The following is a 13,998-nucleotide window of genomic DNA, read 5'->3' as shown; positions in this document are numbered from 1 at the left end:
TCGTGGGGTGAAGGCCCTCGGGTAGGTGTTGGTAGCACCGCCGGGGGCCGCCCCATGCGCGGATGCGCACGGAGCGTAATAACGCGATCACCGTACAGCACGTTTCTCCTGCTCGACGACTTCCAGCTAGTAGCTCGAACAGCAGTTCCGCGTCTACGAACGGAACTTGAGCGGTGGGCAGGGAACGCCAGTCCAACGGGAACGTCACCCCGTCCACAGCGGGCACCCCGACGAAGGCCACCCCCTCCCGCACCAACGCCTCGGCCCCGACGGGCCATCGGTACACACGCGCGCTCCCGGGCGGCAGCAGGAAGTACATGCTCCGCTCACCGATGCGCGACCGGACGATGGGCCCGGCACAGAAGTCGGTGAACTGCATGACCTCGTAGGCCACTTGCTCGCCCAGGATGCCGATGATCCGTACGGCGTCGAAGTGGATCCCGGCGAGACGGAGCGCGTGGCCGGTCGCGGGAATCCAGGAGGGCATCAGGTCCGGTGAATTTTTCGGTTCCATACGGAAAGCGTCGACGCCCGCACGTACCGTGACCAGGGACACAAGGCGTCTGTGCACTGCTGTGCATTTGGGGGTCAGGCTGTGCACTCCGGTAACCACGGCGGCAGTAACGCCGAGATGTTCGGCGCGTTGTTGCGGTTCTTCCGCGAGCGGGCGGGGCTGTCCCAGGAGGCGCTGGGGGCGAAGATCGGTTTCTCCAAGTCGCAGGTGGCGATGGTGGAGCGGGGCGCCCGGCCGCCGAAGGGGACGTTCGTCGCACGCGCGGACGAAGAGCTGGGGGCACAAGGTGCACTGATCGCGGCCGGCGCGACGCTGCGGACCAGCCATTTGGCCTCATGGTTCCAGGAGTTCGCGGAAGAAGAGGCACACGCGTTCGCGCGCCACGAATACGAAACGCATGTGGTACCCGGCCTGCTTCAGATCGAGGAGTACGCGCGGACCGTACTCGCCCACACATACCCGTCCGTCGACGACGACGAGATCGACGGACGTGTCACCGCGCGCCTGAAGCGCCAGAGCGTGATCGCCCGCAAACCAGCCCCCGACATCGGGTTCGTACTGGAACTCAGCGCCCTCACCCGGCTCATCGGCGGTCGGCAGGTGCGCAGGAAGCAGCTGGACCACATCCTGAACGTGGCCCAGCTGCGCAACGTACAACTACAGGTGATGTCACCGGACCGGGAGACTCACGCCGGTCTGGACGGGCCGTTCGTCCTGCTGGAGAACCAGGCACGGCGACAGCTCGCCTACATCGAAGGCCAGGGCGGCAGCTTCTTCATCAGCGAGCAACCACGCTTGGGAAACCTGTTCGGCAAATATGGCATTCTGCGGGCGCAGGCGCTCAGCCCAGAAGCGTCTCTGAAGCTGATCGAAGAGGTGGCAAAGGACGTATGAGCACCGACCTCACTTGGTTCAAGAGCAGTTACAGCGGCAACGACAGCGGCAACTGCATCGAGGTCGCCACCCGCCCCCACACCATCCACGTGCGCGACTCCAAGGACCTCACCGTCCCCGCCCTCACGCTCTCCCCGGCAGCCTGGGTGCGGTTCCTCAAGTACGCCTCGGATTAGGGGACTTCGACGGTCACTCAGCACCCCACTCGTGGTAGCAAGGACGGGGTACTGAAGATCGAGTCTCGAACGGGGTGTTCCGGTGGCTGTGGGTTACCTGGTGACCGTGGTGTTGGCCGTGCTGATCGTGGTGTTCTGCCTGGTTCGCATACGCGGGCCGCAGCCGCTGTTCTTCTTCAGCTACCGGCTCGGCCTGGTCTTCAACGAGATCCCGCACGTCGCCCTCTACGCGCTGGTGGCATCGACGGCCCTGGCCTTCGCCGAGGGCGACATCGCGACGGTCGCCGACCGGGTGAACGTCGGCGTGGCCGCCGTCGCGGCTGCCGGGCTCGTGGTGGTCGCCCTGCGCGGGATACGGGCGGCGCCCGTGGTGCGGCTCGCGCTGGACGAGGCTCTCGGTGCCGGTGCGGCGAAGCACCACCGGCCGCCGCTGGCGCGCATCCTCCTCCGGCCGGTCTTCCGCCGCCGCCGTGACGTCAGGCGGGTGGGCAACCTCAGTTACGGGGACGGGGGCTTCCGCAACCTCCTCGACGTCTACCACCACCGCTCGCGCCCCGGGGGCGGCCCCGTACTGATCCACTTCCACGGCGGCCACTACGAGCAGGGCCGGAAGGACACCCAGTCGCTGCCCCTGCTCTACCGTCTCGCGAGCAGGGGCTGGATCTGCATCAGCGCCAACTACCGCCTGCGGCCCGACTTCCCTCACCCCGCCCACCTGATCGACGCGAAGAAGGTCATCGCCTGGGCGCGCGAACACGCCGAGGAGTACGGTGCGGCTCCCGCGGCGGCCGTGTTCGTCACGGGGAGCTCCGCGGGCGGCCACATGGCGGCGCAGGCCGCCCTCACCCCGAATGAGCCCTCCTACCAGCCCGGGTTCGAGGAGGCGGACACCTCGGTGACGGCCGCCGTAGCGCTCAACGGCTTTCTCGCGGAGTACTTCGACGGGGACCCGGCGACCTCGCCCGTGAACCTCGTCCGGGCGGATGCGCCACCGTTCCTGATCGCACACGGCGACTTGGACGAGCTGGTGGACACCGACAACCCCAAGGCCCTCGTGGCCGCACTGCGCTCCGTCTCCACCTCGCCGGTCGTGTACGTCGAACTACCCGGCGCGCACCATGCTTTCGACCTCTTCCACTCCTTCCGGTTCGAGGCGCTCATCGACGGCATCGAGGACTTCGCCGCGTGGGTGACAGCCGGGAAGAGGGCGGCTTAGCGGTGACGCGGAAAGGGGTGCGGTCATGGTCGGCGGTTCGGGCGTTCGTCCAATGAAGGCTGTCGACCTGACCACTCGACAACGCGCGTGCCGGCCATGGCTGAGGAACCCTTCCCGCGGGGCCTCTGCGCACGGATGGCGAGAGCTTGGGCATTCAGATGCTGTTGGCGATGCGCTCGTGGTCCCGTTCGCCCTCACGGGTCTGGATACCGGCAGCGAGCAGCTTGTGGGCGAGTTCGGTGACGTCGTCGCCGAACGCCGCGTACAGGCCCTCGTTCTCCACGGCGTACGCCGTGTGAGGAATCGGAGGAGCGATCGCGTCGACCGCGGCCTTGGTGATGGAGATGACCTCCGGTCGGAGGCCGGCGATCCGTCGGGCCAGGGTGCCGACGAATGCGTCGAGTTCCCCGGCGGGCAGCGCACGGTTGATCAGGCCGTAGCGTTCCGCGAGTTCCGCGCCCACGAGTTCGGCGCCGAGGATGAGCTCCAGCGCGCGGGCCCGGCCCGCCAGGCGCGTCATGTTCACCGTGCCACCGCCTCCGGGGAGAATCCCCATCAAGGACTCCGGCTGTCCCTGCCCTGACTTGCCGATCGCCGCGAAGCGCATGTCCAGGTACATGAAGAACTCGTTACCCGCGCCACGCGCGAAACCCGCCAGCTTGCCGATGGTGACCTGCGGCAGCGAGCGGACCTCCTCGCTCAGCGCCTGGAGGATGTTCAGCCCCTCGGGAATGGTCGCGTCCGGTGCGGCCGCGATCGCGGCGCGGGTGGCTTCGGGCAGGGCGTCCGGGTCGGTGAGGTAGGCCATGTCACCGTGCGCGATGAAGAACTCCGGGTCGGCGCTCTCGAAGACGATGACGCGGACATCGGCGTCGTTACGCACCCGCGCGATGAACGCCCGCAGGGACGGCAGCAGGAACGCGTCCATCAGATTGAGCGGCGGGTGATCGATTGTCACCGTCGCGACCCCGTCCGAGACGTCGATCGTCAGGGCGGAGAGGTCGTCGTAGCTCATGGGGTGACTCCACTTCAGATGAAGGCCGGCGCATGACCGTGCCGCTGACCGGGTAGGCGCCGCGACTCTCAGCGTCGCGACTGACACTGAGTATCAGATTATGAATTGAGGTTCATAAAAGCAAACGAGTGTGGCGCAGTACACTTGGCTCCATGAGTGCAGCACCCGTCGGTACCCGTGAGATCGGCCGCCACGCGGTACGAGCAGAGCTGGCCCGCGTGGCGTTCAACCGGTTCTGCCTCACCGGCTTCAACCAGGTCACCTTCGCCGACCTCGCCAAGGCCGCCGGAGTGTCGCGGAGCACGTTCCTGCGCTACTTCGGAACCAAGGAGGACGTAGTCCTGTTCGTCTTCGACCCCGTCGGTGACGTCATCGCCAACGCGCTCGGCGCCGACCGGGTGAGCGAGAACGACTGGGACAGGCTGCGCAACGCCCTGGAATCAGCAGTGACATTCCTCGTGCGCGATGTCCAGGAACTCGTGACGATCCTCGGCCTCATCGACCAGACTCCGGCCCTGTCCGCACGGCTCCACGAGAAGCAGGCTGAATGGCGACCGGAGATCGTCGCCCGGCTGCGGGAGACGGCCTCCTCGGCCGACGAATCCCCGGTCATCGCCGACGTGCGCGCAGCAGCAGCACTCGAATGCCTGTGGATCGTCCTCAGGCAGTGGAGTGCGAGCGGCGGCCAGGAAGACCTTGGCAACCTGCTGGACGCTGCGTTCGCCGCCTTCTCGACCCCGGCACGCCAGCAGACGGACGCTCCGCTGTAGAAGGGCCGGGGCGGCGGCGGCTTCTCGGCGGTGCCGAAGCGGACGGTGTCCACGCGCCCAGCCGTGCGGCCGCCGAGGCCCCACAGCACCTATCTGCGCAACCTCTCAGGGCGCGTAGCGAAAGTGAGGCCGCGCCACCCCTTGAGGTCGAACGGCGACCAGCGCGCCATCTTCCTCTCGGCACGGCGGCAAGGTAGCGGCTGGATCTACAGGATGACCTCCGGCGGCACCGCGTCGCCCGGGTGCCGCCATAGGCCGCGATCGATGCGGGACGCCAGTTGGTCGGGCAGAGCAGGGCCGCGGACTCTTGAACGCGCCATGGCGTACACCTTCGCACGGCAGGGCGACCCGACCGCAGCCGATCGCCTCTACCCGGGCGACAGCCCCTAGGGCGTGCGAATCCGGTCCCTGATCTCCGGCATCGCCCGGTACCCGGCCGCCTTGTAAGTGGCGACACCACCGACGTTGGAGCTCGGCGTGCAGACGCGCGCGCTCGACGAGCCCATCTCCCGCAGCGCGGCCGCCGCGGCGACGGTGATCGCCGTGCCGAAGCCGCGACCGCGATGGTCCTGGTGTGCGCCCATCGGCTCGATCAAGCCCGGCTTGCCCGGCCCGGCCGACCAGGCCGTCACCACCGCCGCCAGGTTGCCCCGGTCGTCGTACGCGCCCAGACACCGGGCATCGGTATACGGCGCCCCCGCCGCCATCGCGTGCCAGCGCTCAGGCGTGAACGTCGAGTTGTTGAACGCGGATCGCATGACCTCGGCGAACAGGTGGGCATGGTCCGGGCCGATGGACTCGATGCGAACGCCGGGGTCCTCCACCGGCTCCGTGAGGTCGCGGAACAGAGGTGTCCACGGTTCGTCGACGCCCCAGCCCTCGTCGGTCAGGAGGTCGTGGAGCAGTAGGCCCACGGGTGCTTCGATGCCCACAGGGCCCGCCGGGAGCACGCCGCGCTCCGGGAGGATCATGTCCTCGGCCAGCCGCCGCGCCAGCTCCTCGTCCCTGAAGGCGTCCGGTGCGACCGTCATCCGCAGCACCGTGGGGCTGTCCAGCATTCCGACGGCGAGGACCCGTCCGTCGCGGCTCCAGGTCCGGACCGCCGCGGCCGTTTCGTCCGTACCGAACCGGTAGTTCCAGCCCAGGTCACCCGAATGCAGCTGCATCGGCGCCGCCTCGCGCTGCCACTCCCGCACCGTCCCGACCGCTTCGTCGAGTTGGCCGACTCCCGGCGTGCTGAGCGCGATGGTCATAGCCCGGATCAGACACCGCGGACCGGCCCGTCGCAACCGGTTTTCGGCTCAGTGGACGACCCAGCGGCTGACCCCGCCGACGCGGCCCTCACGTCAACGGACCGACCTTCCTCGACCAGGCCCGAGCGGTCGTGGGACAGCCCGATTCGGGCCCCGGAGGCCCTGCTGAAGGGCAGCCCCTAGTGGCGATACCTCCGGGTGGCATGAGGGATCGTCCTGATGGACCGGGGCGCGCGACTCCGCGACCGTAGTCGCATGACCGAAACCACACGCACAACTCGCCTGTTCGCACTGCTTGTTCCGCTGTTCCTGCTTCTCTACGGCGTCCTCCGCCTCATCGACGGAATGGACGGGGATCACGGGCCCGGGCTCGCCTGGAACGTCGGGCACACCTTCTTCTTCGCCGCGTTCCTCCTGCTCGGCGCCCTCGTCGTGGAGCTGCGCAGCCTGGTCCCCGTCCACACGGCGCGAAGAGCGGCGGTCGCCGGAGTAGCCATGGTCGCCGGGGTGTTCGGCGCCGGGTGCTTCCTCTGGGTGATCCTCGGAGACCTGTTCCCCGGCTTCGACGACTCCGCCCCGCTGCCCGAGACGCTGGAGCTCGTCGGCCCCCTGGCCTTCCAGCTCGGCATCCTGACCCTGATGGTCATGCTGGTCACGTCCCGGCCCCGGCGGCTTCCCGCGTGGAGCCCCGTGCTCGTCTTCGTCGCCTTCCTCCTCATCGCCGTGAACCTCGACCTGATCCCGGTGGCCGCCTGCGTCCTCATGGCCGGCCTCGCGCCCCTGGTCCGGCCCCTCACCCGTACGTCCTGAGTCGCCTCAGCGCCGCACCAGCGCCAGCAGGCTCAGGCCGAACATCAGGACTCCCAGCGGCAGATGGACCGACGGTACGTGCGCGATGCCGAGCACGACCTGGACCGACGCGAGGACCAGGAAGCCCGACGCGTACCCGATGGGCCGGGGCGATCCGCCGCCCGGCTTCCAGGCCAGGACCGCCGCGAGTACGTACAGCATCGACGCCCCGTACATGACGCGGGCTCCGGCACTGTGCAGCGTCTCTCCGTACGACGAGGTCAGCAGGAGTCCGGCGGAGACCGCCTGAAGGAAGACGGTCAGGGTCTGCAGGAATATCGCGACCTGCAGAAACGAGTAGCGGCGCCGCTTCGTCGCCTGGGTTGTCTGGGATTCCATGGCACGGTCCCCTTGTCCGCCCGGGGGCGCTAGATCGATAGGGTCTTCACCAGCCCGACGACGCGGGCCCGCGAAAGGTAAGGCGAGGGGGCGGTCGGGGCATGGGGACGGCGGGGACCAGCACCGAGGGGATAGCCGGTGAGCGGCGCCAACTCCTCAACGTCGCCTATCGGTTGCTCGGCTCGCTCGCCAAGGCCGAGGACGCCGTGCAGGAGGCCTACGCACGCTGGTACGCGCTGCCGCGAAGTCGGCGGGACGAGATCGTGGCGCCCGGCGCCTGGTTGTCGACGGTGACCGGGCGGATCTGCCTGGACGTGCTCGGCTCGGCGCGGGCCCGGCGTGAGCGGTACGTCGGCGCGTGGCTGCCCGAACCGTTGCCCGACCGCACCGAGTGGGGCTCCGGCCGGGGCATCGACCACTCCGATCCCGCCGACCAGATGGTCCTGGACGAGTCGGTGACCATGGCCTTCCTCGTCGTACTGGAGTCGATGACGCCCGCCGAGCGGGTGGCCTTCGTCCTGCACGATGTCTTCCGGTACCCGTTCACGGAGATCGGCGACGTCCTCGGCCGCACCTCCGCCGCCTGCAAGCAGCTCGCCGCCTCCGCCCGGCGGCGGGTGCGCGTCGCGCAGGCTCCGGTGGCCCCGGTGGCGGTGGCCGCCGGGCAGGCCGAGGCGGTGCGGCACGTCAAAGAGGCCTGGGAGAGCAAGAACATCGCGGCCCTCGTCGACCTCCTCGACCCGGCCGCCGTGATGACCGCCGACGGCGGCGGACTGGTCGGCACCGCGCTGCGCCCGATCGAGGGCGGTGCGCTCATCGCCCAGTACATGGTCGCCATCGCCGACAAGGCCCCGGGACTCGAACTGCTGGAGCGGTCGGTCAACGGGATGCCGGGGTTGGTGGCGCAGCGGGCCGGTGCCGTCATGACCGTGGCCTCGTTCGAGGTCGTCGACGGTCGCGTCACCCGGATCTGGGTGGTCCGCAATCCGGAGAAGCTGCGGCCGTGGGCGCGGGGCGACTGACGCCGGCGATCCACGACGTCCGAGCGGCAGCCGGAGAGGCGGCCCGCGCGGCAGCCCGCCCGGCGGCCGGAGCGGGGCCTGCCCGGCGGTCTGCGCCGGACAGGCCCCTCGTCCCGATCGGGCTCAGCGCTTGAGCAGGAAGGTGAAATCGCCGGAGAGCCTGCCGCTCAACCGGACTGCCGATATCAGCTTCCCCGCCGCGGCCAGTCGCTCGACCTCGGCCCGCGGCAGACCGCAGCCTTCAGCGATCAGGCGCACCGGCCGGACAGGAATCCGCGCCGCGAAACGGACCGTGACGTCGAGGGCCTCGTCGCCGTTGGCGGCGTCGTTGGCGTCGCCGTCGCGGTGCTCGTCGTCGAGGTGGTCCGATCCGGCGGTGTCGAGGCGCCAGGCGTTGTCCCAGTCGAGGGCGATGCGGTTGCGGCGACGTACGCCCGGTTCCTGAAGCAACCGCGCCGCCAGGCTTGCGTCGTTGTCATGCATTCGGTTGAGCGACTCGGCTGGTATGGACCGCACTTGTGTCCGCTCCAGGACCGTGAGCTTCGTCGTCCCCCCGCAAGCAGTGCAGAGCGCGAGGAGCCAGGCGTCGAGGAGCTTGTGGTGTGCGTTGACGCGGAACTTGCCGTCCGTCCGGAAGCGATCGGACGCGCACACGTGGCAGCGACGGACGACGAGAGGAAGGCAGGTGGGAGTGACCACCCAGGTTTTGAGCACAGAAGTACACCGGTTCCAGTGAGAAGACCGCAGCAAGAAGGAGCGCGGCGCACATGCGCGACGCGCGACGATTCAGCGCTTGGGAGGTCTCACAGGGTGTACAACGGGGCGTCCTTGCCTGGGCGACGTGGTTCGGCAGCACGGTAGCGGCGTCCGGCGGTGGCGTACCACTGGATTTCCCGCAGGATGAAGTCCGGCTCCTCGCAGGGGCGTTCGCCGGACCCGTCCGCTTACGGATGCAGCGTGGGCCGGTACGTGAGCTCCTGGATGTGGTCGTCGAGCGTGCGGTGGCCGATCAGCTCAAGGTCGAAGTCGGCCGCGCCCTTGAAGATCGGGTCCTGCCCCGTCCGGCCGGTGATCACGGGGAAGAGCGTCACCTGGACGCGGTCCACCAGCCCGGCGGCCATCAGCGCCCGGTTCATCGACAGGCTGCCGTGCGAGCGCAACGGCACCTCGGACTCCTCCTTGAGCCGGGCGACGACGTCGACGGCATCACCACTCGCGACGGTCGCGTCCGGCCAGTCGAGGGAACCGTCGAGCGTGGTCGACACCACCGTCGTCGGCAGGCTCCTCATCCGTGTCACCCAGGGATCGCGAACGTCGGACTCCTTGGTGCTCTCGGCCAGCATCTGCGCGAACAGCCGGTAGGTGTGCGCCCCGAAGACCATCCGCTGCGTCTCGGCGTACAGGGCGAGGCGGTGGGCCAGGAGCTCAGGGCCCTGCTTGCCCCAGTAACCGGTCCAGTCGCCGCCTGCGCCGCCGAAGCCGTCGAGGCTGGAGAAGACGTCGAATGTGTAGGTGGCCGTCATGATGCTCTCCTCACGTGCGGGGCCGGTCGCGCGTCGTAGTCCGCGCGCCGTGAACCCTTCCGTAAGTACAGACCGGCCCTCGCGGCCGGACTCATCGGCACGCCGGAGCCCTCACTCCCGGATGCCGCGCAGGAGGTTGTCGATCAGGGCGTCGGCGAAGGCGGTGTCCAGGGGCTCGTCCGGCATCATGAGGCGGTGGTAGCACGCGCCCCAGAGCTGGTCGACGACCACCTGGGGGTCGACCTCGGCACGGATCTGGCCCGCTTGCCGCGCCCGGGTGAGCCGGTCCACCGCGAGACGGCGGCGCGGGTGGACGTAGTGCCGCGCGAGGGCGTCGGCCAGCGCGGGGTCGGTCTGTGCCGCGCCGACGAACTGGGCGATCACGGGTCCGGCGGGCCGGCCGCCGAGCAGGCCGACGAAGGAGTGGAGCTGGGCCGTGAGGTCGCGCTCGATGTCGCCGGTGTCCGCGAAGGCGAGGGTGTCCTCGACGGCCGTGAAGTACGCCTCGAAGGCGAGCGCGCCGGGCGAGGGCCACCACTTGTAGAGCGTCATCTTGCTCGCCCCGGCGCGGGCGGCCACCTTCTCGAAGGTGATCCCGGTCAGTCCCGCCTCGAACAGCATCGCGCCGGCGGCCTCCAGCACCGCCTGCCGCACTTCCGCGGCCGGGCGGCGGCCGCGACCACGCCTGCCGGGCTCCGTCGGCTCGTCCACGCGCCCTCGACTCTTCGGCTTGCCGTATATGGACGATCAGTCTACATTTATTTTATGGACGGATCGTCCATAAATTCGAGGAGGCCGGACCCCATGAACCCGAGCACCGAATCCGCACGCCGCGTAGCCATCGTCACCGGCGCCTCCGGCGGCATCGGCCGCGCCGTCGCCGAGCGGCTCGCCTCCGACGGTCTCGCCGTCGTCGTGCACTACGGCAGGGACGAGTCCCGTGCCGCGGAGGTCGTCGCCGGCGTCGAGGCGGCCGGCGGGGTCGCGACCGCGATCGGTGGCGACGTGGCCGACGAGGACGTGATGGCCGCGCTCTTCGCGACGGCCGAGAAGCTGTACGGCGGCGTCGACGTGGTCGTCAACACCGCCGGGATCATGCTCCTCTCACCGATCGCCGAGCTCGACCTCGCCGACTTCGACCGGATGCACCGCACCAACGTGCGCGGCACGTTCGTCGTGTCGCGGCTCGCCGCCCGTACGCTGCGGCCCGGCGGCGCCCTGATCAACTTCTCGACCTCGGTGACCCGCCTCCAGCAGCCCACGTACGGGGCCTACGCCGCCACGAAGGGCGCCGTCGAGGCGATGACGCTGATCCTCGCCCGCGAGCTGAAGGGCCGTGACGTGACGGTGAACGCCGTGGCCCCCGGCCCGACGGCCACGCCGCTCTTCCTGGACGGCAAGCCGCAGGAGGTCATCGACGCCATCGCGTCCCGCACCCCGCTCGACCGCCTCGGGACGCCGGACGACATCGCCGAAGCCGTCGCGTTCCTCGCCGGTCCCGGCCGCTGGATCAACGGGCAGGTCCTGTACGCGAACGGCGGGATCGCCTGAGTCGCGGGCATCCGGCGGGCTGCGGGGCGGCGCGGGGCGGGGCGCGGGGCGGTGGCCGGGGTGACTCCGCCTTCCCGGACCCCGCCTCCGCCGCGACCCGGGCGGTCCCCCACCATGGGGCCACGAAGACGTAGGAGGGGAGGCGGCTGCCATGGGCTGGAGCCCGATGATGTTCACGTTCGTCGAGGGTGCCGAGACACCCGTGCCGCTGGACCTGGCCTCGGTACGGGCCCTTCTGGAACCGTATGACGTCGGCGCTCCGGGGGGCGCGGCGGCGGACGGCACTCTGGCGTTCCTCGTTCGCGCGTCCGACGGCAGCGAGGCCGAGATCTTCGTCGACGAGCGGTGCATCGGGGTGCACCGCCCCCAGTCCGGCGGCGTGTTCGCCATCCTCGCGGAACTGGTCTCGCGCCTGGGCGTCACGGTCATCGACCCGAGCAGAGCGGGGGTCGTGTGCTCGCCGGAGGCGTACGCGCACCTTCCGGCGGGCTTGCGGGACGACGCCCTGGTGATCGAGCCGACCCGCGAGACCCTGGAAGCCGCACTCACCGGGCCGAGGCGGCCCGCCGGCCCCTGACCCGCCCCCCGCTCACAGCCGGCTGGCGGCTCCGCATCCGGCTTCGTCGCTTCCCGCCATGCGGGCGTCCATCGTCGTGCTCCGGTCGTACGGGTCGACCTCGTCACCGCGCGGACCGACGGTGACGGCGCGTTCGGCGGCGAACTCGGGGAGGAAGAAGCCGGTGTGGTTGTCGCAGCCGCCGTTGGCGGTGTCCGAGCGGCGGGACACGAGGGAGAACGTCCCCGGTTCGATGATGATCTTCGCCGGGTCGTCCCAGCCCATCACGACCTCGCGGCGCACGATCGTACGCGTGACCTCGTCGCTGCCTTCGGCGGCGCGTACGACCGGGTAGACGTACGTGACGTCGGCCGCCACCTCGACCGCGCCCCGCTTGCCCTCGCGGTACGTGATCCGGCCCCGGGTCTTCACCACGTCCCCGACGAGTCGCACCTTCGACGGCGCGAAGCGGCTGAACAGCTTCAGGGGATCGTCGTCCGCGTTCGGCTTACTGAATGCCGCGGTCAGGTACTCCTGGACGTCCTTCTGATGCGGGTTGAGCAGAGCGATGGCCTTCGTCGGACGTTCCCCGCGCAGCACTTCGGGGTCGAGGGAGGACGCGACGAGGAAGTCACGGGACCGTTCGAGCGCCCGGGCGACCTCCGCCTTGCTCATCCAGCCCGTGGCCCGCGCCTCGGGCAGGGGCAGTGCGGCCACTCCGTCACCCCAGGAGGCTGCGGGCGACCCCCTGAACGGCTCGTCCAGGGTGGGGCGTTCGGCGGCGGCCCGCGTGGCCGGCGGCCGCGTCGGGCTCGTCGACTCGGCGGCGAGGGGCGGGGAGTCGTCGCTTCCCGAGAACCAGCCGGTGACCCACCCCGGATTCAGCGCGACGACGAGCAGGGCGACCAGCACGAAGAACCCGACGAAGTACCCGGCCTTGCCCCCCGACCGCGTCGGCGGCCGGTGCGTACGCCATCCGTCCGGCTGAGCGGGCTCGTCCGTCAGGCGGCTCGCCACCATCCTGGCGCGCGCCGACGGCTCCTCGGGCGCCCCAGGCGTGCCGGCTTCGGCGTCCCGGAGGAAGCGCTCCCACTCCTCGTCCGGTATGGATGTCCCGTCCTTGCCCACGCTGCACTCCCACCCCTGCTACGCGTCCGGCCCCTCCCCAGGACCGGCCGGATCATCCGTGCATCATCACACAGGCCACGGCCGGCGGCCGGTGGCGCCGGTGGCTCAACTCAGCGTGACACGGGCGGTGATGGGCAGGTGGTCACTGCCCGTCGCGGGCAGGGTGCGGATGCGGCCGACCGTCGCCGAGCGGGCAAGGACCTGGTCGATGCGGGCCAGCGGGAAGGACGCGGGGAAGCTGAACGCGAATCCGCGCTCCGGCACGTTCAGTTGCGAGACCAGCGGCGACAGGCCGCGATCGTCGACCGTGCTGTTGAGGTCGCCCAGCACGATCACCTTCGCCACGGTCTCCGCGGCGACGGCCCGGCCCAGCAGATGGGCGCTCTCGTCCCGCCAGGAGGAGGCCAGTCCCCCTGCGCCGACGCGGATCGAGGGCAAGTGGGCGACGTAGGCGGCGACTTCGCCGTGCGGGGTGTGCACCACGGTGCGCAGGCCACGACTCCAGCCCTCGGCGATGCCCTTGGGCTTGATGTCCACCGCCTGCGTGCCGGAGAGCGGGTGCTTGGACCAGATCCCGACCGTGCCCCGGACCTCGTGGAACCGGAAGTCGGGGGCGAGGGCCTTCTCGTACGCCGGCAGGGCGGCCGGGACCAGTTCCTCCAGCGCGATCAGGTCCGGCCCGGCCCCGGCCAGGATGCGGGCCGTGCCCGCCGGGTCCGTGTTCACGTCGCTCACGTTGTGCTGCACCACGACCAGATCGCGCTCGCCGGGCTCCGGCGCGGCGAGGAACAGCCCGCCGAACGCGTACGCCCACGCCGCCACCGGCAGGCACAGGGAGACGAGCGCCGTGGCCGAGCGACGCAGCAGGGCGGCGGCGAGCAGGGGCACGACCGCGAGGCCGAGCCAGGGCAGGAACGCCTCCAGCAGGCTTCCCAGGTGGCCGGGCCGGTTGGGCACCACCCCGGGGAACGCGAGCAGGAGCGCCGTGAGCAGGGCGAGTACGGCGATCACCCGGCCTCGCACCCAACGCCCCGGGCGCTCCCACGCCCACCGGGAGACGCCCGCCTTCGCCGCCGTGGCCGCGCCGCTGTCCGTCCGCTCCACCATGTGTTCCGTACGCCCCTTCCACGAGCCGGCCTCGTTGTCGAGGACGGTCTGCCGGGCCGCACAGTTCCAGGGGTGCGCGGCAGCG

The 13,998-nt window shown here is 70.3% G+C and carries 16 protein-coding genes and 1 pseudogene; 8 read left to right on the top strand and 9 right to left on the bottom strand.

What is annotated here, in order from left to right; translation table 11 throughout:
• Positions 1–87: 87 nt before the first annotated feature.
• Positions 88–487 (bottom strand): annotated as a pseudogene (locus tag ACFYPA_RS16240) (hypothetical protein).
• Between the two features lie 108 nt (positions 488–595).
• On the opposite strand from ACFYPA_RS16240, the gene ACFYPA_RS16235 reads away from it, so the two are divergent.
• The 3 genes from ACFYPA_RS16235 to ACFYPA_RS16225 all read left to right on the top strand — a co-directional run bounded on the left by ACFYPA_RS16235 (position 596) and on the right by ACFYPA_RS16225 (position 2,800).
• Complete coding sequence (locus ACFYPA_RS16235; protein WP_389132328.1) at positions 596–1,408, top strand: helix-turn-helix domain-containing protein; 813 nt, start codon at positions 596–598, stop codon at positions 1,406–1,408.
• The gene (locus ACFYPA_RS16230) at positions 1,405–1,584 is read left to right on the top strand and encodes a DUF397 domain-containing protein (protein WP_389132326.1); all 180 of its coding nucleotides are present in this window, start codon (positions 1,405–1,407) and stop codon (positions 1,582–1,584) included. Before ACFYPA_RS16235 ends, ACFYPA_RS16230 begins: the two co-directional genes overlap by 4 nt.
• Before the next feature lie 82 nt (positions 1,585–1,666).
• Positions 1,667–2,800: an alpha/beta hydrolase gene (locus tag ACFYPA_RS16225; RefSeq protein WP_389132323.1), complete on the top strand. Its 1,134-nt coding sequence runs from the start codon at positions 1,667–1,669 to the stop codon at positions 2,798–2,800.
• Between the two features lie 154 nt (positions 2,801–2,954).
• Here the strand turns inward: ACFYPA_RS16225 and ACFYPA_RS16220 are convergent, their stop codons facing one another.
• On the bottom strand, positions 2,955–3,815 hold the full coding sequence (locus ACFYPA_RS16220; protein WP_359352632.1) for an enoyl-CoA hydratase/isomerase family protein: 861 nt from the start codon (positions 3,813–3,815) through the stop codon (positions 2,955–2,957).
• A 152-nt stretch (positions 3,816–3,967) separates the two neighbouring features.
• Here ACFYPA_RS16220 and ACFYPA_RS16215 point away from each other — a divergent pair, with 152 nt between their 5' ends.
• Positions 3,968–4,585, top strand: coding sequence for a TetR/AcrR family transcriptional regulator (locus ACFYPA_RS16215; RefSeq protein ID WP_389132320.1), 618 nt, complete (start codon positions 3,968–3,970; stop codon positions 4,583–4,585).
• Positions 4,586–4,971: 386 nt separating this feature from the next.
• Here ACFYPA_RS16215 and ACFYPA_RS16210 read toward each other — a convergent pair whose 3' ends face one another.
• A complete protein-coding gene (locus ACFYPA_RS16210) occupies positions 4,972–5,838 on the bottom strand; it encodes a GNAT family N-acetyltransferase (protein WP_389132317.1) in 867 nt (288 codons plus the stop codon).
• A gap of 255 nt (positions 5,839–6,093) precedes the next feature.
• Between ACFYPA_RS16210 and ACFYPA_RS16205 the strand changes: the two genes are divergently transcribed.
• Positions 6,094–6,648 (top strand): hypothetical protein, encoded by a 555-nt coding sequence (locus ACFYPA_RS16205; protein ID WP_389132314.1) that lies wholly within the window; start codon positions 6,094–6,096, stop codon positions 6,646–6,648.
• Between the two features lie 6 nt (positions 6,649–6,654).
• Here the strand turns inward: ACFYPA_RS16205 and ACFYPA_RS16200 are convergent, their stop codons facing one another.
• Entirely contained in the window at positions 6,655–7,026 is a 372-nt protein-coding gene (locus ACFYPA_RS16200; protein WP_359316303.1) for a hypothetical protein, read from the bottom strand.
• 101 nt (positions 7,027–7,127) lie between these two features.
• Here ACFYPA_RS16200 and sigJ point away from each other — a divergent pair, with 101 nt between their 5' ends.
• Positions 7,128–8,048, top strand: a complete 921-nt coding sequence (sigJ, locus tag ACFYPA_RS16195; protein WP_359316305.1) for an RNA polymerase sigma factor SigJ — start codon at positions 7,128–7,130, stop codon at positions 8,046–8,048.
• A 123-nt stretch (positions 8,049–8,171) separates the two neighbouring features.
• Here sigJ and ACFYPA_RS16190 read toward each other — a convergent pair whose 3' ends face one another.
• The 3 genes from ACFYPA_RS16190 to ACFYPA_RS16180 form a co-directional block, all read right to left on the bottom strand.
• Complete coding sequence (locus ACFYPA_RS16190) at positions 8,172–8,762, bottom strand: DUF1062 domain-containing protein (protein ID WP_359352638.1); 591 nt, start codon at positions 8,760–8,762, stop codon at positions 8,172–8,174.
• 230 nt (positions 8,763–8,992) lie between these two features.
• The gene (locus tag ACFYPA_RS16185) at positions 8,993–9,571 is read right to left on the bottom strand and encodes a dihydrofolate reductase family protein (protein ID WP_389132310.1); all 579 of its coding nucleotides are present in this window, start codon (positions 9,569–9,571) and stop codon (positions 8,993–8,995) included.
• 111 nt (positions 9,572–9,682) lie between these two features.
• Complete coding sequence (locus tag ACFYPA_RS16180) at positions 9,683–10,282, bottom strand: TetR/AcrR family transcriptional regulator C-terminal ligand-binding domain-containing protein (RefSeq protein ID WP_389132307.1); 600 nt, start codon at positions 10,280–10,282, stop codon at positions 9,683–9,685.
• A gap of 93 nt (positions 10,283–10,375) precedes the next feature.
• On the opposite strand from ACFYPA_RS16180, the gene ACFYPA_RS16175 reads away from it, so the two are divergent.
• A complete protein-coding gene (locus ACFYPA_RS16175) occupies positions 10,376–11,122 on the top strand; it encodes an SDR family oxidoreductase (RefSeq protein WP_359077905.1) in 747 nt (248 codons plus the stop codon).
• Positions 11,123–11,273: 151 nt separating this feature from the next.
• On the top strand, positions 11,274–11,699 hold the full coding sequence (locus tag ACFYPA_RS16170; RefSeq protein WP_389132305.1) for a hypothetical protein: 426 nt from the start codon (positions 11,274–11,276) through the stop codon (positions 11,697–11,699).
• A 12-nt stretch (positions 11,700–11,711) separates the two neighbouring features.
• Here ACFYPA_RS16170 and ACFYPA_RS16165 read toward each other — a convergent pair whose 3' ends face one another.
• Positions 11,712–12,806, bottom strand: coding sequence for a hypothetical protein (locus tag ACFYPA_RS16165; RefSeq protein WP_389132303.1), 1,095 nt, complete (start codon positions 12,804–12,806; stop codon positions 11,712–11,714).
• Positions 12,807–12,911: 105 nt separating this feature from the next.
• The gene (locus tag ACFYPA_RS16160) at positions 12,912–13,913 is read right to left on the bottom strand and encodes an endonuclease/exonuclease/phosphatase family protein (RefSeq protein WP_389132300.1); all 1,002 of its coding nucleotides are present in this window, start codon (positions 13,911–13,913) and stop codon (positions 12,912–12,914) included.
• Between the last annotated feature and the right edge of the window lie 85 nt (positions 13,914–13,998).

Source organism: Streptomyces sp. NPDC005775 (assembly GCF_042871565.1).
In the GTDB taxonomy this organism is placed as follows: domain Bacteria; phylum Actinomycetota; class Actinomycetes; order Streptomycetales; family Streptomycetaceae; genus Streptomyces.
Note: the sequence above shows the minus strand (reverse complement) of the source record. Positions and strands in the feature narration are given on the sequence as shown.

What these genes read in the sequence shown, in the direction of transcription:
- ACFYPA_RS16230 (WP_389132326.1), top strand. Translation starts at nt 1,405, where the DNA reads ATGAGCACCGACCTCACTTGGTTCAAGAGCAGTTACAGCGGCAACGAC.
- ACFYPA_RS16220 (WP_359352632.1), bottom strand. Translation starts at nt 3,815, where the DNA reads ATGAGCTACGACGACCTCTCCGCCCTGACGATCGACGTCTCGGACGGG.
- ACFYPA_RS16215 (WP_389132320.1), top strand. Translation starts at nt 3,968, where the DNA reads ATGAGTGCAGCACCCGTCGGTACCCGTGAGATCGGCCGCCACGCGGTA.
- ACFYPA_RS16210 (WP_389132317.1), bottom strand. Translation starts at nt 5,838, where the DNA reads ATGACCATCGCGCTCAGCACGCCGGGAGTCGGCCAACTCGACGAAGCG.
- ACFYPA_RS16205 (WP_389132314.1), top strand. Translation starts at nt 6,094, where the DNA reads ATGACCGAAACCACACGCACAACTCGCCTGTTCGCACTGCTTGTTCCG.
- ACFYPA_RS16200 (WP_359316303.1), bottom strand. Translation starts at nt 7,026, where the DNA reads ATGGAATCCCAGACAACCCAGGCGACGAAGCGGCGCCGCTACTCGTTT.
- sigJ (WP_359316305.1), top strand. Translation starts at nt 7,128, where the DNA reads ATGGGGACGGCGGGGACCAGCACCGAGGGGATAGCCGGTGAGCGGCGC.
- ACFYPA_RS16185 (WP_389132310.1), bottom strand. Translation starts at nt 9,571, where the DNA reads ATGACGGCCACCTACACATTCGACGTCTTCTCCAGCCTCGACGGCTTC.
- ACFYPA_RS16175 (WP_359077905.1), top strand. Translation starts at nt 10,376, where the DNA reads ATGAACCCGAGCACCGAATCCGCACGCCGCGTAGCCATCGTCACCGGC.
- ACFYPA_RS16170 (WP_389132305.1), top strand. Translation starts at nt 11,274, where the DNA reads ATGGGCTGGAGCCCGATGATGTTCACGTTCGTCGAGGGTGCCGAGACA.
- ACFYPA_RS16160 (WP_389132300.1), bottom strand. Translation starts at nt 13,913, where the DNA reads ATGGTGGAGCGGACGGACAGCGGCGCGGCCACGGCGGCGAAGGCGGGC.